20 protein-coding genes are annotated in these 18,484 nt (G+C 38.9%); 7 read left to right on the plus strand and 13 right to left on the minus strand.

The features are described from left to right. Positions 1 to 84 precede the first annotated feature (84 nt). Positions 85 to 1,005, plus strand: a complete 921-nt coding sequence (locus PVK70_RS00300) for a DUF368 domain-containing protein (RefSeq protein WP_130048359.1) — start codon at positions 85 to 87, stop codon at positions 1,003 to 1,005. Between the two features lie 97 nt (positions 1,006 to 1,102). On the opposite strand, the gene PVK70_RS00305 is transcribed toward PVK70_RS00300, so the two are convergent. After that, complete coding sequence (locus PVK70_RS00305) at positions 1,103 to 1,708, minus strand: TetR/AcrR family transcriptional regulator (protein WP_130048360.1); 606 nt, start codon at positions 1,706 to 1,708, stop codon at positions 1,103 to 1,105. A gap of 181 nt (positions 1,709 to 1,889) precedes the next feature. On the opposite strand from PVK70_RS00305, the gene PVK70_RS00310 reads away from it, so the two are divergent. Continuing rightward, positions 1,890 to 3,005 carry an efflux RND transporter periplasmic adaptor subunit gene (locus PVK70_RS00310; protein WP_130048361.1) on the plus strand — a complete coding sequence of 372 codons (1,116 nt, stop codon included), beginning with the start codon at positions 1,890 to 1,892 and terminating at the stop codon, positions 3,003 to 3,005. Positions 3,006 to 3,007: 2 nt separating this feature from the next. Next, positions 3,008 to 6,055, plus strand: a complete 3,048-nt coding sequence (locus PVK70_RS00315) for an efflux RND transporter permease subunit (protein ID WP_130048362.1) — start codon at positions 3,008 to 3,010, stop codon at positions 6,053 to 6,055. Between the two features lie 115 nt (positions 6,056 to 6,170). Here the strand turns inward: PVK70_RS00315 and focA are convergent, their stop codons facing one another. The 3 genes from focA to PVK70_RS00330 form a co-directional block, all read right to left on the minus strand. Continuing rightward, a complete protein-coding gene (gene focA, locus PVK70_RS00320) occupies positions 6,171 to 7,019 on the minus strand; it encodes a formate transporter FocA (protein WP_130043646.1) in 849 nt (282 codons plus the stop codon). 169 nt (positions 7,020 to 7,188) lie between these two features. Further along, positions 7,189 to 7,374: a hypothetical protein gene (locus tag PVK70_RS00325; RefSeq protein WP_130048363.1), complete on the minus strand. Its 186-nt coding sequence runs from the start codon at positions 7,372 to 7,374 to the stop codon at positions 7,189 to 7,191. Next, positions 7,374 to 7,949 (minus strand): DNA-3-methyladenine glycosylase I, encoded by a 576-nt coding sequence (locus PVK70_RS00330; RefSeq protein WP_130048364.1) that lies wholly within the window; start codon positions 7,947 to 7,949, stop codon positions 7,374 to 7,376. Before PVK70_RS00330 ends, PVK70_RS00325 begins: the two co-directional genes overlap by 1 nt. A 116-nt stretch (positions 7,950 to 8,065) precedes the next feature. On the opposite strand from PVK70_RS00330, the gene PVK70_RS00335 reads away from it, so the two are divergent. The 4 genes from PVK70_RS00335 (at position 8,066) to PVK70_RS00350 (ending at position 10,553) form a co-directional block, all read left to right on the plus strand. Beyond that, positions 8,066 to 8,506 (plus strand): hypothetical protein, encoded by a 441-nt coding sequence (locus PVK70_RS00335; RefSeq protein WP_130048365.1) that lies wholly within the window; start codon positions 8,066 to 8,068, stop codon positions 8,504 to 8,506. Further along, positions 8,503 to 9,060, plus strand: a complete 558-nt coding sequence (locus tag PVK70_RS00340) for an SCO family protein (protein WP_130048366.1) — start codon at positions 8,503 to 8,505, stop codon at positions 9,058 to 9,060. The genes PVK70_RS00335 and PVK70_RS00340 overlap by 4 nt, the downstream gene beginning before the upstream one ends. A 48-nt stretch (positions 9,061 to 9,108) precedes the next feature. Further along, complete coding sequence (locus PVK70_RS00345) at positions 9,109 to 9,555, plus strand: copper chaperone PCu(A)C (RefSeq protein WP_130048367.1); 447 nt, start codon at positions 9,109 to 9,111, stop codon at positions 9,553 to 9,555. Between the two features lie 101 nt (positions 9,556 to 9,656). After that, positions 9,657 to 10,553: a DMT family transporter gene (locus PVK70_RS00350; protein ID WP_130048368.1), complete on the plus strand. Its 897-nt coding sequence runs from the start codon at positions 9,657 to 9,659 to the stop codon at positions 10,551 to 10,553. An 86-nt stretch (positions 10,554 to 10,639) separates the two neighbouring features. On the opposite strand, the gene PVK70_RS00355 is transcribed toward PVK70_RS00350, so the two are convergent. The 9 genes from PVK70_RS00355 to putP all read right to left on the minus strand — a co-directional run bounded on the left by PVK70_RS00355 (position 10,640) and on the right by putP (position 18,338). Beyond that, positions 10,640 to 10,894, minus strand: coding sequence for a YdcH family protein (locus PVK70_RS00355; RefSeq protein WP_130048369.1), 255 nt, complete (start codon positions 10,892 to 10,894; stop codon positions 10,640 to 10,642). An 83-nt stretch (positions 10,895 to 10,977) separates the two neighbouring features. After that, complete coding sequence (locus PVK70_RS00360) at positions 10,978 to 11,775, minus strand: siderophore-interacting protein (RefSeq protein ID WP_130048370.1); 798 nt, start codon at positions 11,773 to 11,775, stop codon at positions 10,978 to 10,980. An 11-nt stretch (positions 11,776 to 11,786) separates the two neighbouring features. After that, entirely contained in the window at positions 11,787 to 12,548 is a 762-nt protein-coding gene (vctC, locus tag PVK70_RS00365) for an iron chelate ABC transporter ATP-binding protein VctC (protein ID WP_130048371.1), read from the minus strand. Positions 12,549 to 12,556: 8 nt separating this feature from the next. Beyond that, a complete protein-coding gene (locus tag PVK70_RS00370) occupies positions 12,557 to 13,507 on the minus strand; it encodes an iron chelate uptake ABC transporter family permease subunit (RefSeq protein ID WP_130048372.1) in 951 nt (316 codons plus the stop codon). Continuing rightward, on the minus strand, positions 13,500 to 14,435 hold the full coding sequence (gene vctD, locus PVK70_RS00375) for an iron chelate uptake ABC transporter permease subunit VctD (protein WP_130048373.1): 936 nt from the start codon (positions 14,433 to 14,435) through the stop codon (positions 13,500 to 13,502). The genes PVK70_RS00370 and vctD overlap by 8 nt, the downstream gene beginning before the upstream one ends. An 84-nt stretch (positions 14,436 to 14,519) precedes the next feature. Then, a complete protein-coding gene (locus PVK70_RS00380; protein ID WP_130048374.1) occupies positions 14,520 to 15,425 on the minus strand; it encodes a siderophore ABC transporter substrate-binding protein in 906 nt (301 codons plus the stop codon). 398 nt (positions 15,426 to 15,823) lie between these two features. Beyond that, entirely contained in the window at positions 15,824 to 16,051 is a 228-nt protein-coding gene (locus tag PVK70_RS00385; RefSeq protein WP_165367184.1) for a hypothetical protein, read from the minus strand. Positions 16,052 to 16,324: 273 nt separating this feature from the next. Continuing rightward, positions 16,325 to 16,684 (minus strand): glutaredoxin family protein, encoded by a 360-nt coding sequence (locus PVK70_RS00390; RefSeq protein ID WP_130048375.1) that lies wholly within the window; start codon positions 16,682 to 16,684, stop codon positions 16,325 to 16,327. Positions 16,685 to 16,841: 157 nt separating this feature from the next. Continuing rightward, the gene (gene putP / locus PVK70_RS00395) at positions 16,842 to 18,338 is read right to left on the minus strand and encodes a sodium/proline symporter PutP (RefSeq protein WP_130048376.1); all 1,497 of its coding nucleotides are present in this window, start codon (positions 18,336 to 18,338) and stop codon (positions 16,842 to 16,844) included. Between the last annotated feature and the right edge of the window lie 146 nt (positions 18,339 to 18,484).

Below are 18,484 nucleotides of genomic sequence, written 5' to 3' on the forward strand. Positions count from 1 at the left end.
GACATTTTTTATACAAAAACTTATGTATAATCACGTACCTTCGTGCATTATGCATAAGTTTTTTTTCATTTATATAGAGCTAAAATGAACTATTTAACGACATTCTTTAAAGGTATGGCAATGGGCGCAGCTGATGTTGTTCCTGGAGTATCTGGTGGTACGATTGCCTTTATTACTGGTATTTATGACACGCTTTTAGAAAGCATCCGTCGTATTAATCCTTCTATTTTAGGGTTATGGAAACGTGAAGGCTTTAAAGCAGCATTTGCACACATTAATGGTTTTTTCCTCATTTCTCTTTTTGGTGGTATTTTAACGAGCATTTTAACACTCGCAAAATTCATCACATGGATGCTGCATACGCACCCGATTCCTCTGTGGTCATTCTTCTTTGGTTTGATCATCATCTCCATTATTCATATCGCTAAACAAATTGAGAAATGGTCATTAGATCGTTTTGTTATGTTATTGGCAGGAGCCGCGTTTGCTTATAGCATTACGGTACTAAACCCAATGACAATGACACCATCAACCTTTACTTATATTCTTGCTGGCTCAATTGCCATTTGTGCCATGATTTTACCTGGTATTTCAGGCAGCTTTATTCTTCTGCTTATTGGTATGTACAGCCCTGTTCTTGGTGCCGTAAAGTCTCTTGATTTGGTCACTATGGGACTATTTGCTTCAGGTTGTGTCATTGGCCTATTAAGCTTTTCTCATGTTTTATCTTTCTTACTAAGAAAATTCCGTGATATTACCTTAATCTTTTTAACGGGGTTAATGGTAGGTACGCTAGGTAAAATTTGGCCTTGGAAAGAAGTGATTGAATGGCGCGTGAACTCAAAAGGTGAACAAACCCCTTTAATTGAACACAACCTATCTCCATTTGACTATGAGCAAGTAACACAGCAACCTGCGCTTATTGGCTTTGCTGTTGTTGGTGTGATTCTAGGTATAGGTTTGGTTGTTGGTTTAGAAATGTACGCAAAGAAAAACGACAAGTAATACATATTTTTTGAACAAGCTATAAAAACAACAATGGCGGTGAAAGCAAGGTTATACACCTTATCTTCACCGCCATTTTTATGGTAAAAAATCAATCTCACTTAATACCATAAGATTGAATAAAAATAGACGTTACCGTATCGACCTTACTTTTCACCGCATCACCTGTCGGTTCAGTGTCCAAATTCATGACCTGCGGCCAAAAGAACAGCCCTTGAAATAAACTCACATACACATCTGTCATCAATTTTGAATCGACATTCTTTAATCGCCCAGCCTCAATTGCCGCATTGAACCACTGCGTTATTGCGCGAATACTATAGATATTTTTTATTAAGTTTTTTGCCATTTCTGGTTGGCGTAAAAACTCCATCACTATGGTGCGAGCAAGGGAAATACCATAGGTTTGATAAAGTATTTCTATCTCTTTATAAGCAATATCATTCAATTGCTCTTCGGTACTTTTCTCTTCATCAAATTGATAAGAAACGTTTTCGTTTACTGAGTCATTAATAATGGTTAATACCGATTCAAATAACACTTCTTTACTTTCAAAATGACGATAGAGGGTACGTTTAGACACTTCAGCCGAGGTGGTAATTCTATCCATATTGGCAGCAAGAAAACCGTGTTCAATAAATTCTTCTTTTGCCGCATTGATAATATCAAGGTGCTTTTGCTGTGATCGTGTCAGTTTTTTCATAGTCCCTCCATCACTAAATTTAGACCATTCTACCCATTCAAAATAAATATGTACACTCAAGAGTTTACTTTTAAAGAATTTAACCATAAAATAAACTCACGAGTTTACTTTGGTAATTAAAAAATGATTTACTCGACTATTTTATGTTCAACCAACCACTCTTTTCATGAGGAATGAGCCAATGAGCTCACGTATTTCGACTGTTATGTTAATGAAGAAAACCGTACTGGCTGTCAGCCTTGCGATTGGCACACTAATGATCTCTGGGTGTGACTCAACCGACGCACAATTAGAAACAACAAAAGTCGACACGATTCGCCCTGCACTTATTGAAGTGATTAGCCCAAGTATAAATGCACAACTACGCTTTAACGGTGTTGTACGCTCAGCCGAACGTGCTGATTTAGCTTTTAGAATGAATGGACGTGTTATTAACGTGCTGGTTGAAGAAGGCCAACAGGTAACCAAAGGACAATTACTGGCGCAATTAGATCCTCGTGATGCGAAAACCGCACTAGAGTCAGCGCGTGTTGAATATAAAAACAGCCAAGCAGAATACAACCGTGGCAAAGCGATTTATGAAAAAAGCCAAGCCATTGCTAAGAGTGATTTAGATACGTTAAGCACTCGCTATAACCTAGCTAAAAATCGACTAGAAGAAGCAAAACGTCAATTAGAGTACACCCAATTGACCGCTCCTTTTGATGGTATTGTTGGTCGTAAGATGATCGATAATCATGTGCAAATACAAGCAAATAGCCCAGTATTGACCATTCATGATCTTGATAACTTAGAGGTACTTATCAATATTCCAGACAGTGTCATGTTAGGTGAATTAAAAGGCTCAGAAGCGATTGCTCAAATCAGTGCTGTTCCTAATGTACGCTTTCCTCTTGTGTTAAGTACGTATGGCACCCAAGCAGACCCAATAACGCAAACCTATCCTGTGGTACTAAAGTTTAAAGAGTTAAGTGACTTTAATGTATTACCAGGCATGACAGTAAAAGTGACTCCTGTGTATCCAAAAGATTCAGCAGAAGGAAACACACTCATTACCGTGCCTTTAACTGCTATCGTACCAGATAACAAAGGCGGTCAATTTGTGTGGGTGGTTGATGCTCAAAATCAAGTACAGCAACGCACGGTTAATACCGGTGAATTACTGGCAAACCGAGTGGTTATTACTCGAGGCTTGCAAATGAATGAACGCATTATCATTGCCGGTGTCACTAGCATTAAAACCGACATGATCGTAAAACCCTATTCTGAACAATCAGCAATGAGTGACGGGGAATAGAAATGGACATTGCACGTTATACAATTACTAAACGTACCTCAGTGTGGGTGCTTATCACTCTGATCTTATTTGGTGGTTACTTAAGCTATTTAAAACTAGGTCGTTTTGAAGATCCTGAATTTGTCATTCGCCAAGCGGTAATCAACACCCCTTATTCTGGCGCAACCGCTCAGGAAGTATCTGACGAAGTAACCGACATTATTGAAGGTGCCGTTCAATCACTTCAAGAAGTAAAAGAAGTGAAATCTGTCTCTAAACAAGGCATGTCTGAAGTGACGGTTGAAATCAAACTTGAATTTGCTCAAAGCCAAGCCGCTTTACAACAAGTGTGGGATAAACTGCGCCGCAAAATTGGGGATGCACAACGCCAATTACCACCAGGAGCAAGCGCATCTATTGTTAATGATGACTTTTCTGATGTGTACTCGCTGTTTTTTGCCGTAACAGGCGAAGGCTTTAGTGACAAACAACTGCAAGATTATGTCGATGATTTGCGCCGTGAACTTGTTCTTGTCCCTGGCGTTGCAAAAACAGCAACACTAGGCGAGCGCCAAGAAACCATTTTCGTTGAAATGTCGAGCGAGCGCATGGCGCAATTTGGCGTGTCTGCAGAGAAAGTGTATCAGGTACTACAAAAGCAAAACATCGTAACGGTTGCCGGTAGTATTGAAACGGATGCAATGCGTATTCCTGTGATCCCAAACTCAGGAATTAACTCAATTAATGACTTAAATAACCTGCAAGTAAGCCTTGGGAATAATCATACTGTCCTTCGTTTAGGTGACATTGCAACGGTTACTCGTGGCTACCAAGAGCCGACGTCTATGCTGGTTCGTTACAATGGTGAGCGCGCCGTAGGTTTTGGTATTTCAAACGTATCAGGCGGTAACGTGGTTGATATGGGCGATGCCGTAAAAGCGCGTATTGCAGAGCTAGAAGATCAACGTCCATTAGGGATAGAGCTGAATGTCATTTCTATGCAATCGGATTCGGTTCGTGCGTCGGTAACTAACTTTATTGATAACCTCATTGCCGCTGTTGTGATTGTATTTGTCGTCTTATTACTGTTTATGGGATTACGCTCAGGCATCATCATTGGCTTTGTTTTGCTACTGACGGTTGCAGGTACATTATGCATCATGTTAATCCAAGACATCGCAATGCAAAGGATCTCTTTGGGTGCATTGATCATTGCATTAGGCATGCTAGTAGATAATGCGATTGTGGTCACTGACGGTATTTTAGTGCGCTTACAAACCACTCCAAATGACAGCCGTGATGAGATCGTTTCAGATGTCGTTAATGCAACTAAATGGCCTCTTCTGGGCGGTACGGTTGTAGGTATTTGTGCCTTTAGTGCTATTGGTCTTTCTCCATCAGACATGGGCGAATACGCAGGATCTCTATTTTGGGTGATTTTATACTCAATGCTATTAAGTTGGGTATTTGCGATTACAATCACGCCAATGCTATGCCACGATTTTCTAACCGTGAAAGCAATAGATAACCAAGCACCACCAAGCCGTATTAGTCAACAATACCGTCAATTATTAACGTGGGTATTAGCGCATCGCGGTATCAGCCTAGGTCTTTTATTGGTTGTTTTGTTTACTTCTATTTATGGTGTTCGTTATATTCCACCGGGCTTTATGCCAGAGTCTCAACGTGCTCAGTTTGTGGTTGATGTTTATTTACCGCAAGGGTCAGACATTAAGCGTACAGAGCAAACTATTGCGGCCATAGAGCAAGATGTAAAACAAAAAGAAGGCATCACTAATATCACTAGTTTTGTGGGCGGTGGCGGTTTACGCTTCATGCTAACCTACTCACCAGAAGCGCGTAACCCAAGTTATGGTCAGCTACTGATTGATATTGATGACTATCAAAACATTGCTCCACTGTTGGTTGAACTTCAAACTGAGTTGGATGCAAAATACACCAATGCGTCGATTAAAGTATGGAAATTCATGCTAGGCCGCGGCGGCGGTAAGAAAATTGAAGCCGGATTTAAAGGCCCAGACAGCCATGTGTTGCGTCAATTAGCAGAGCAAGCAAAAGCGATCATGCTTAATGACCCACAATTGATTGCAGTACAAGACGATTGGCGTCAACAAGTGCCAGTGCTACGCCCTCAATTTTCAGAAGAAAAAGCACAACAATTTGGATTAACAACACAAGAGATAAATAAAGCCATCGCTCAAACATTATCAGGGCGAAACGTTGGTGTTTATCGTGAAGGTAATGACTTAATTCCGATTGTGGCTCGATCACCAGAAACAGAGCGTAATCATCAACGTGCGATAGAAAATACAGAGGTCTTTAGCCCAACAACCGGCAGTTTTATCTCAGTAAGCCAGCTTATTGAATCATCAAACTTAGTTTGGGAAGATGCCATTCTGCGCCGTATTGATCGAATGCCGACCATTTTAGTACAAGCTGACCCAGCACCGGGCGTACTGACTGCGGATGCCTTTAAACAGGTAAGAGAGAAAATTGAAGCTATTGAACTTCCATCTGGATATCAGTTAATTTGGTATGGGGAATATAAAGCCTCTAAAGACGCGAATGAAGGCTTGGTAATATCAGCACCTTATGGGTTTGCAGCGATGATTTTATCTGTGATCTTCATGTTCAACGCATTACGTCAGCCATTGGTTATTTGGTTAACGGCACCTTTAGCCATTATCGGTGTATCGGTTGGGTTAATCGTATTCCAAACGCCATTTGAGTTTATGGCAATACTGGGCTTTTTAAGTCTTATCGGCATGATGGTGAAAAATGCGATAGTACTAGTAGACCAAGCGGATGTGGAAGTAGCAAATGGTAAGCATCCTTACAATGCGATTATTGATGCGTCATTAAGCCGTGCAAGACCAGTATTACTCGGAGCACTAACAACCATACTTGGTGTTGCTCCCCTGCTTATCGATCCGTTCTTTAAAAGCATGGCGGTAACTATTATGTTTGGTTTGTTGTTCGCAACCATACTGACATTAGTGGTTATCCCGCTCTTTTACGCGATGTTTTTTAGGATAAAAATAAGTCATTAGGTTGATCGTTACTAAATAATAAATACAAAAAAGGAGCATTCAATACGCTCCTTTTCTTTATCTAACATCTATCTAATGTCTAGCTAAACTCTATATAAGCAGTTAACGCATCAAATTAATGATGGTTTGGCTCACGTAGATAGATGATCCAGTACCCCATACCAACGAAGATACCACCACCAATGATGTTACCAATCGTCACAGGGATAAGGTTATTAATAACAAAATTACTTAATGTTAAGTCTGCAAAATCTAATGCAGAATAACCACTTGCCGCCCAAAATTCAGGAGATGCAAATGTTTTAATACCGACAGCCATTGGAATTTGGAACATGTTTGCAATACAGTGCTCAAAACCAGCAGAAACAAACATTGCTACAGGAAGAATAATAACTAAAATTTTATCCGTTAATGTACGACCTGAAAATGTCATCCACACACCCACACACACTAACACATTACACATTAGCCCTAGCGCAACCGCCTGCCAAAAACCATGATGCATTTTATGCTGAGCAATTTTCATCGTATTAATACCAACTGCACCGCCATCATTCATGTATTGCTTAGCAACTAACATGATACCAACAAGCAACATAGCACCAATAAAGTTACCGACATAAACAACCGCCCAGTTAGCACACAAGCTTTTCCAGCTAATTTTACCACTTGCACGGGCAACCAGTGTTAATACTGAACTCGTAAACAGCTCACCACCAGTGACGACAACCAAAATAAGACCAAGGCTAAAGGCAAGACCACCAATAAAGTGAGACATACCCCATGGCATTGACTCTGCGCCAGTGGTAACTGTGGTATAAAAAATGAAGGCAATACCGATGTGAATACCAGCAGTGATCGCTAATAAAAATGATTTGAATGGGTCTTTAGTTGCTTTTGCTACGCCAACTTCAGCAGCGCGTTCAGCCATTTGTGGTGGTAATAAAGAGTCGAACTGGTTCATATTAGTAACATTTTGATACAAGTGAATAGGAAGGTCGGATAATCCTCCTATTTTGTACGGAATACAAGCGATTTTCAGGTCTGCAAGCATTAAAATTGAGAAAATTTATAACTATTTTAAAAAAACACAAAATGAGACATAGTTCACACTCAATAAGTAAATATAAGATTTAGATTTTAATATCTATCTTATCTTTATGACGACGATCTTGTTTAAATCGTCTCTCATACAAAACAGGCTTAGAGGGATAATTTCGACGTTCCTTTTTCTTACGTAACTCTTCTTGATACGTTCCATCAACATCCACCGTATCAATAATATTTTCTTCTACATCAGGTAATGATTTCTTATTCATTACTTTTCCTTACTGTCTTTGTTATAACAAGGGCAACTCACTAAGTGATCATTCACTACCCCAGTCGCTTGTAAAAAGGCATAGCAAATAGTAGAGCCTACAAACTTAAAGCCGCGTTTCTTTAAATCTTTACTTAATTTATCTGATAACTCCGTTGTTGCTGGTACCTCAGACATGCTTTTCCAATGATTCTGAATAGGCGTTTGGTCGACATAACCCCATAGGTAATTAGAAAAACTGCCGAACTCTTTTTGTATATTAATAAAAGCGTGAGCATTAGTAATTGTAGATTTAATTTTAAGTCGGTTGCGTATAATTCTCACATCCAGCATTAGCGCATCTACTTTTTCTTGATCGTATTGACTGATTTTTTCAATATCAAATTGATCAAATAGAAGCCTATATCCTTCTCGCTTCTTTAAAATCGTCGACCAACTTAATCCCGCTTGAGCCCCTTCTAAAGTTAAATACTCAAACAATTCATCATCAGAATAAACCGGAACGCCCCATTCATTATCATGATAATCTCTATCTAAATCAGAAACCTCTGCCCATTCACAACGCTTTTTATCCATTGTTATAACCTCTTTTCTTAGACAACTTAACTGAGTTCACACTACCGCAACTAGTATCCTATTCTGTATTGTCATTATGCTACCATTTGCGCACTTTTTTCTGAGTGGCTGTCTGTATGAAAATTCTTTCAACTGTATTCAAAACATTCTGTATTACTGCCTTATTACTTATCGGCTTCTTTTTCTCTGACATGACTCATTTTGTCAAAAATCAGCTCAAGCCAAGCATTGCGATTGAAGATACTTGCCAGCTATCGACTCAACCCTGCATACAAAATGGCGTTGATATTCAGTTACAAAAAGACACTCTTACGCCTTTAGAGCCTAGCTCTATTACCGTTAAATGGCCAAATACGAACTCAGAAAAACTCCTTCTTTCTCTTCAAGGGGTCGATATGGAAATGGGTAATCCTATTTTCCAACTAACCAAAACCAACAACAGCACATTTGAAGGCGAGATCCTATTACCTATTTGTACTCAAAATACAATGGTGTGGACAGGAACCCTCACCGATGGAAATACAGAAGTCACTATTTCATTAAAGGCTCAACAATGAAAAAACTCTTACTCATTATCGCGATCGTATTCGCAGGATTTGCGTTAAAACAGATCTACTTAGCAAATCTCACTGATGATGTCTCTCTTTATGGCGAAAACAATAATGCCGTTGATCTGTTTGATCTTAACGATCCACGTATTCGTATTGTCTACTTCGGTTTTACACGCTGTCCTGATGTTTGCCCTACCTCATTAGCCATGCTATCAGGCGCATTCCACCAAATAGACGACACCACATTATCTCAATTTCGCCCTATTTTTATCACACTTGATCCTGAAAGAGACTCACCAGATCACTCTGCTGAATACGCACATTACTTTCATAAAAAGATAGAAGGCAGCTCTGGTTCACTACAAGCGGTCAATATGTTAACTGAGCGTTACGGCGTCACCTTCCATAAAACCGAACTCAAAGACTCTGCATTAGAGTATACGATTGATCACTCCTCTTATTTTTACTTTCTAACACCAGATGGGACATTAATCACCAAAGTACCTCATACCGTGACACCTGAACCAATAGTGAAAGCGATTATGTCTCTTTCGCAATAAAAATAACTCGTGTCCCTAAGGGACCATTACTTCTTAAAGGAATATCCGATGAAAAAAAACATCTTTGCTCTAAGTGCTCTTTTACTTAGCTCTACCGCTTTTGCTCAAAGTGAATTAACCATTGAAAATCCATACACACGTGCAACGCCACCCAATGCGGTTAATAGCGCTATTTTCATGACTATAAAAAATGATGGCGATAAAGATCGAACACTGGTATCAGCCACGACCTCAGCCGCAAATAAAGTTGAACTGCATACCGTGATAAAGACGGATGGCATGATGAAAATGCGTGAAGTAGAATCTATCACCATTGCAAAAAACTCAGACACCATTTTAAAGCCAGGCGGCTTACATATCATGCTTTTTGAACTAACAGGTCCATTAAAAGAAGAAGAGTTTATTGACGTAAACCTTAACTTTGCAAATGGCGATAAAGAAGTATTTAAAGCACCAGTAAAAAAAGTAATGGCTGGAATGAAGCACAAAATGTAATCATGTCTTTCTAATAAATCAAAGTGTCCGATTAGAGATATATATAATTAATTGCACCTGTCAAACTGCATCCCATTATCCTCTGATGAGATGCAGTTCACATGTATTATCTTTTACCGCTATTCACCGTACTTATTTGGGGCGGCAATTCAATTATTAATAAAATGGCAGCTTCTGCTATTGAGCCAAGCGCAATGAGTTTTTATCGTTGGGCTTTTGCCATGCTGATTTTGACTCCATTTTGTTTGCCTTCTGTCATCAAATCTCGTCATGTGATCCGTCCTTATTTAAGTAAATTGGCTTTTTTAGCCCTACTTGGCATGGTATTAAACCAATCTCTAGGATATTACGCTGGCCTAACAACAACGGCTTCCAACATGTCTCTTATTACCTCGCTAGTGCCTTTGATTAGTATTTTCTTAAGCTTACCTCTACTAGGTAAACGTATTTCTAAATTAAGTATTGTGGGTGCGGTGATCTCGCTAGCTGGCTTAACATTCATGCTTGGGCATGGCGATGTGACTTTCTTCTTACATCAACCAATTACTGAAGGTGATGGCTTAATGGTTATCGCAGCTCTTTGCTATGCGGCCTACTGTGTTTTATTAAAACGTTGGAAAATGCCCATCACCAACTGGCAGCTAATTTACATGCAAGGCTTATTTGCTGTTGCTATGTTGACCCCACTGTGGCTAACGAGTGAAACATTACTTCCTACTGAAGGCTCTATCCCACTCATCATGTATGCCTCTATTGCTGCGTCTATTCTAGCGCCTTGGATGTGGGTAAAAGCGATTGATGTCATTGGTGCAGAATCAAGTGCGATGTTCATGAATCTACTGCCTGTGGTGGCGGTATCTCTAGCCGCGATTCTGCTAGGTGAGAAGATTGAGAGCTACCATTTAATGGGTGGCTTAATGGTAATTTCTGGTGTTATCTTGGCTCAAATTAAAACCAAAAAAGCCAAACCAGAAGCAAACTTACTTATCAAAGCGTAATTATTGTTAGTAGCAACATGATATAAGAAAGCCGACTGTCTATGAGTCGGCTTTTTTGGGGGTATTCGTTAGTTGTTACTGAATAATTAACTTACCATCTCATGATGCTTAGTCAGCTGCTTATACAGGATATCTTTTAACTCCATACGCTGATGCTTAAGTGTATTCATGCTCTCATCATCAATTGGGCTACCAGAAATCTCTAACTGTCGAATGTCGTAATCCAATTGATGGTATTGTTGGAGATCGGCTTTAAATTTAGGATCATCATGATTAAGCTGAACAATATCCAATTTAAGCTCTGGAAAATCTAAGATAAAAGCGTGGTTTTCATTTAGCATTGGCACTTCCTTTTCTATCAGATTGTTTACCAGTATAGGAGCAATCCATCAAAAGAAATGTGGGCCATCACGCAAAGTTTATCTTAACCTTCAGTGAGTTGATCCTCATGCTTCGCTACTTTATGCCCATCTTCAGTGCAGCCTTCTTTCCAATAGCTACTGATATAAAGATCGTCTTTATCCACTTCTTTTTCGTTACGGAAATACGTACGAAGCGCTCTCATTTGATTAAACTCACACGCACTCCAAACCGAAACTCGACCCGCTTTCCACTCTTGCTCTCGAACCATATCTGTTAAGTCTTGCGGATCAGATTTAATAACCCATACAAGCTCAATACCTTGTGGTTTAGTTAACGTCTGTTTATCTGATTGATGGTTAATTTCAATCACAGCGTAGCCTACCGCTGTTGCTGGTAGTGCTTCAAGCTTTGCAGACAAAGCAGGTAGCGCTGTCATATCTGCCACTAAAAAGAACCAATCCGCGTTATGATTAAGCCCTTTGATACTGCCTGGCCCTGCTATTGAAATTGTATCACCATTTACCGCATTCTGAGCCCAAGCAGAAGCAAAGCCCCCTGTTTCAGCACTCATCACTCCATTCGCATGATGATGGCGAACAAAATCCACATCTAGCTCATTCTGCTCTTTTCTCAAATTACGCACGGTATAAGTACGCATCATTGGACGAGTTCTTCCTTCTGCTATTTCAGAAAGATCGGTTCCGCCATTCTCGTTAAACATCAGTTTGATATAACCGCCTTCACTTTCCATATCAAAATTAGAGAGATCTTCGGCTTTAAAGGTAATGCGTTGCATATTGGCAGTAAGCTGTAGATTATTAACCACGGTCAATACACGTGGAGAGGGTTTCTTATTCATAACTTAATCCTTTATTGTCCGTAATACATACAAATACGTTGGCCATTAACTTCATGGATATCAAATTCAGTTTCGTATATTTCGGATAATACGTCTTTTCTGATCACTTCAGCAACGGTACCATTTGCCACCACTTTGCCCTTTTTAAGCGCCACAATATTATCGGAATAACATGATGCGAAGTTAATATCATGGATCACTATCACTACCGCTTTTCCTAATTCATGAGCCAACGTTTTAATGTTTTTCATGATTTGCAATGAATGCTTAATATCTAGGTTATTTAACGGTTCATCTAAAAAGACATAATCCGTATCTTGTGCAACCACCATGGCAATGAATGCCAATTGACGCTGGCCACCACTTAATTGATCTAAGTACTTATTCTGAATAGGTGCAAGATCTAAATAATTAATCGCCTTATCCATCACTTCATTATCGTGTTTTGTTAGCTTACCTTGGCTATAAGGAAACCGACCAAAGGCAACAAGCTCACGCACCGTAAAGCGCATGTTTAAATTGTTCGATTGTCTAAGAACGGCTAGCTTTTTCGCTAAGGCTTTTGTGTCCCAACCCACCACTTCTTGGTTTTCAATAAGCACACTGCCACTGTCTTTGGCCAATAAGCGGCTTGCCATAGATAGCACAGTACTTTTACCTGCGCCATTAGGTCCAATGATCGACGTCACTTCACCTTTAATAAAAGAAGCAGAAGCTTGGTCGACCACTTTTTGCTGACCAAATGATTTTGAAAGTTGAGCTAATGAAATCATACGTTTCTCTATTGAATTTTTTGTCTAACTAACAGCGATAAGAAGTACAAACCACCGATAAAATTAATCACTACGCTTAATGTCGTTTCAAACTTAAAGATGTTCTCAATTGCCCATTGCCCTGAAAGCAGCATTGACATCGCCATTAAACTGCTTCCCAGTAGCAAAGTTCGGTGACGATAGGTATGGAAAAACTCTTTTGCTAAGTTTGCGACCAATAAACCAAAGAACATCACAGGGCCAACTAACGCAGTGGATACCGAAATTAAGATAGCCACTAAAATAAGTACCTGTTTGGTTATTTTGCCTACATCAACGCCTAAACTGGTCGCGTTATCGTTATCAAGCCAGAACACATCAAGCACGTTAGACATTCGAAATAATACAGCACTAATTAGTAATAATGGGATAACACAGAAATAAACTAAGTCTTTGTTAATATTATTAAAGCTAGCAAACATACTTGATTGAATTGACGCAAAATCATTTGGATCAACCAACATCATAAAAAATGACGACACGTTAGAAAACAGCTGTCCAAAAATCACACCAAGCAATAATAAGGTAATTACGTTACTGTTGTTTTTCTTAAAGTAAAAACCAAATAACAATAAAGAAAAACCGACCATTATCACAACCGATATAGCAAAGTTAACAAATGGGTTTAATAGGAAAATACTAAAGCTACCAAAAATAACCACAACCAATACTTGAGTCAGTAAATACAAGGCATCAAACCCCATAATACTTGGTGTTAAAATACGGTTATGCGTAATGGTTTGAAATACCAAAGACGACTGTGCAATCGCAATACTGGCTAAAATCATCGCCAATACTTTAGGCACTCGACGAGACAAAAAATACTCATAATTGGAAGCATCAAGCCCAATACCAATAAACAAAAAGGTGAATAAAACGGTTATAAAAGCCAATGCCGTTAGTTTAATTGAATCAGACATTTTGCTTACCTTTAACGATAAAGAAAATAAACACCATTCCACCAAGAATACTAATGATCATAGAGATTGGAATTTCATAAGGGAAAATGATCACACGTCCTACAACGTCACATACAAGGATTAATATCGCGCCAACAATCACCGTTAAAGGGATGTTTCTGCGTAGATTATCACCATAAAACTGAGCAACTAAGTTTGGTACGATTAAACCAAGGAAAGGTAACTGACCGACAATCATCACTACCGTTGCTGACATAACAGAAACTAAAATAATGCCGAGAAATAGAATTTGCTTGTACTTCAAACCAATATTGGTCGCAAAATCTTTTCCCATACCAACGGCAGATAAACGCGTCGCGTACCAATAGCTGATCACTGAAATTGGCACCGCAATGTATAACAGCTCATAGTTACCTTGAAGAATGTTGGCGAAATTCGCAACCGTCCATGCAGAAAGGTTTTGCACGGCATCGTATTTATAAGCGACAAAGGTTGCAGCAGAAGAGACAACGTTACCAAAAATGATGCCGATTAAGGGTACATAGATAGCATTTTTAAATTGAATACGATGAATGAATTGAATAAAAAGAAGTGTACCGCCAATCGCCATTGCGAAAATCAACAACAAGTTATCGCCATTCCCAAAGATCACCAAGCTTAATACGTAACCCAACATTGCACACTCAATGGTGCCAGAGGTTGATGGGGCTGCAAATCGGTTTTGACTTATCTGCTGCATGATTAACCCAGCAATACTCAGGCCAGCACCAGATAATAAAATAGCCAATAAACGTGGGAGACGACTTACAACAAGGAGTTCTAGGGCTTCTGTATCTCCTCGGAAAATAGCTGACAACGGCAAATCAGCAACACCGATAAATACCGAAGCAAAGCTCAACACAATAAGAACAAGCAATAACTTTTTCAAAGCTAACCTCAGCCTGCACAAAACGTGCTATCTCAAAGAAATAGCACGCTTTACAGTGGAATTAAAAATAAATAACGATCAAACTTAAAGATGGATAGATTGTTTGACGTCAGCAATCATTTGGTCTGTTGCTGTAACGCCTGCAACTGCTAGATACCATGCATTGATATCAAGATACGTTAAGCTGTCATTTTTATAGGCATCAGTTGCTTTCACTAATGGGTTAGCAAACTCTTCACGTGTGCGACTTTTATCTTTATTAATTAGTTTGTCTTTATCGACAATAAGAAGATTTGATGGGTTTACGTCACGGATAAACTCATACGAAACTAAATCACCATGGCGAGATTCTTTAATGCCTGTTACTGCTTCTTTAAAACCAAAATCTTTATAGATAGCAGAAAAACGAGATTGCGCACCGAAAGTCGTAATATTACCGCCTGCACTCATTACCGTTAACGCTGCAACATTATTCGTTTTGTTGTGTTCAGCAATTGCTTTAAACTCTGAGTCTACACTCGCTATTTTTGCTTCAACTTTATCTTGAATTTCAAATACATTACCTAGCATACGCCATTGTTGCTGTGTACTCCCCCAATAGCTTTCTGAATCTGCAGTAAATACGATTGTTGGTGCGATTTCAGATAACTCTTTATAGGCTTTAACAGCACGAGAGCCAATAATGATCACATCTGGCTTTTGCATATAAATCGTTTCAAAATCTGGTTCACTTAAGCTACCAGAAGAAGCAAACTCTTTTGCTTTGTACTTTAATAAATATGGAGGCATTGTCGTTGCTTGAGTAACCGCTACTGGCTTGATACCAAAATAGTCAATGGCATCTAAAGTTCCTGTTCCAATCACAACAACACGTTGAGGTTTTGTTTCAAGCGTTGTTTTACCTAGTTGGTGAGAAACGGTAATAGTTTCAGCATAACTTGATGCAGAAACCACTAAACCAAATAACATTGTAGCGATACTTTTTTTCATATTCTTTACACTCAAGTGATAATTATTCGTATTTGAGAATCACTATAATGAAAACGATTCGCATTCACCAGAATAAAAAAGTAAAGATTGTAAAGACGTACTTAATGTAGGTTTATTAAGATCAAAAAAGTGTGTTTAGAGGATAGAAATGATACCAATGTAACTAATTAAATGATCTATATATTACGCAGGAAAATCACTTAAGAGTAAGGCAAAAATTCTTATAAGTAGTTATTCTACAATAATAATTTTCAACGCAACTATTGAGTGATTTAACCAGTAATAATGAACAGATAATTAATGGAATTGGTATGGTTAACTTTGGCTTATAACAGACAATAAAAAAGGTCATTATAGGGGGAACAATAATGATCTTAAAAATACATAGCTTGTTTACTTTAGTGTAAGCGTCTCTTCGTTACTTCACATGAAAGAGTCTCATGATCAAATAAGAAGCGAAATGCGTGAGAATTAAAGTATTTCCCATCACTCCATAGAACTTCACCAAAGATCTTGCAAAGATCCATGTCTGATGCTGAACCTTTCTTATCGATAAGTCCAATAACAGATAAAACTTGGCTCTCTATATCCTTGGGACAATTTTTAATTGACCATTTATGAGTCATACTCACTCTTTCCATAATAACTAGCCTAATGTGTTTTTATTTTATTTGTGAATCAAGTCACGAAGAGCAGTTTAACCTAACATTAACTTAAAGCCAAGCATTTTGTGACTTGAGTCTCATAAAGTCACGAAAATGACTAACAATAGAACTATTAACAAGTAAATCTCATTAATAAAACAGCGGTAATTTTACAAAAAACACACATAAAAAAGCGAACTATCAATAAGCCCGCTCTTGACTACTACTTTATAGGTACATGTAACCTTGTGAATACTAAGGATATTTTCCCTCTAAGAAGGCCATAATATCTGATGATTCATACATCCAAGTCGTTTCGCCATCTTTATCAATGCGTAGGCATGGCACTTTTACTTGCCCACCACCGTCTAATAATTCTGCTCTATGAGCTTCATTATTTTTTGCATCACGCAGCTCAATTTTTAGTGATTGACGCTTAATTGTACGACGAACTTTGACGCAAAATGGGCAAGCTTCAAATTGATACAATGAATAATTTTCTGTTTCGGCATCTATTTCTGCTTGTTTTTCAGCATCACGCTTAACGCCTGATGGCGAAAAAATACAATCTAAACCCAAAATAACTTTTCCAAGCACGAAACGAATTAATTTCATGTTTACTCTCCTAGTATTGCGCTGTAATTGATTATAGTTATATCTCTCTTTGAAGTGCGTGAATTGTAACAGTTTCATTTCATTGAACATACAAAAAAGCCCCAAAAAGAAAAGAGACTTTATGGGGCTTTCATCTACATTGTTTTAATAAGAACGTTTATTCAAACTCAACCAAGTTACGTTCAAACTGCTCATGTTGCTTAAGAACGCCTTCTTCTGGCTCTCCAGTCAACTTACTTACGCCAACAATCGCTGCTGTGGCAAGTATGATCCCAGGTACAATCTCGTACACATCGAACCAACCGCCCGTTAGCTGTTTCCAAATAACAATCGTTACACCACCAACAATGATACCAGCTAAAGCGCCATTGCGATTCATGCCTTTCCAGTAAAGACTTAGTACGATTGCAGGACCAAATGCAGCACCAAAACCAGCCCACGCATAAGATACTAAACCAAGCACTGAACTATCTGGATTCATCGCTAATAGTAAAGCCACAACTGATAAAGCGATCACAGCAAAACGACCTACATTTACAATCTCTTTGCTTGTCGCGTCTTTTTTAACCAGTTGCTTGTATAAATCTTCAGATAAAGCAGACGAAGAAACAAGAAGCTGTGAATCGGCAGTACTCATGATTGCAGCTAAAATTGCCGCTAATAAGATACCAGCAATAACAGGATGGAAAATCGCATTTACTAACAACATAAATACTTTTTCACCGTCAATCGCTTCGCCCCCCATTGAACCCGTTACATAAAGTAATCCAACCAAGCCAACAAGCACAGCACCAAACATAGATAATGCTGTCCATACCACGGCAATACGGCGCGCTGTAGTTAAATCTTTGTTAGTGCGTGATGCTTGGAAACGAGCAAGAATGTGTGGCTGACCAAAATAACCAAGACCCCAAGCAACCAATGAGATAATGGCAATTGCACTTAGCGGTTTACCATCCATACCTGTCCATAGCGTCATAAGCTCTGGATTAATAGCCACTAAATCCGCACTCAACTGACCAAAACCACCTTGCATTGCAGCAATAGGTACTATCAATAGTGCCGCTGACATCAATAAACCCTGAACTAAATCTGTCCAAGCAACTGCTAAGAAACCACCAAATAGGGTATAAGAAACAACACAAAGCGTACCAATAACTACAGCGACTTTGTAATCTAGGCCAAATACGGTTTCAAATAATTTACCACCGGCAACCAAACCTGAGCTCGTATAGAAAAGGAAGAACAGCAAAATAAACAGAGCTGAAATGGTTTGAATTAATTTGGATTTATCATTAAATCGACGAGATAAAAACTCAGGAAGTGTTAATGAGTCATCCGTTGTCATACTGTAGGTTCTTAGGCGTTTCGCACAAATTAACCAGTTCAACCAGGTGCCGACTAATAAGCCACCAGCAAGCCATAGCGATTCTAAACCTGCCGCGTAAGCATAACCAGGTAAACCAAGTAATAACCAACCACTCATATCAGAAGCACCTGCTGAAAGCGCAGCTGGCCATGGTCCTAATGTTCGACCACCTAAAAAGTAATCAGAAGAACTGCTCGTTCGTTTGTATGCATAAACCCCAATCGCAAGCATCATTATCAGGTAAGCGATAAACGTCCCTGTAATGGCAAAATTATTTTCAATCATTGTATTTCCTTTATGTTATTGGCAGTAAGTTTAACGTCGTTACTGCTGTATGAGCATCTTAGCCCTATTGTTATGGTGTAATAACGACGATGGGATCCGACACCAATGTGGACAACTACTTATCCAAATTGATATCAGTCATTAAA

This window comes from Aliivibrio sp. A6 (genome assembly GCF_028765505.1).
GTDB lineage: Bacteria > Pseudomonadota > Gammaproteobacteria > Enterobacterales > Vibrionaceae > Aliivibrio > Aliivibrio finisterrensis_A.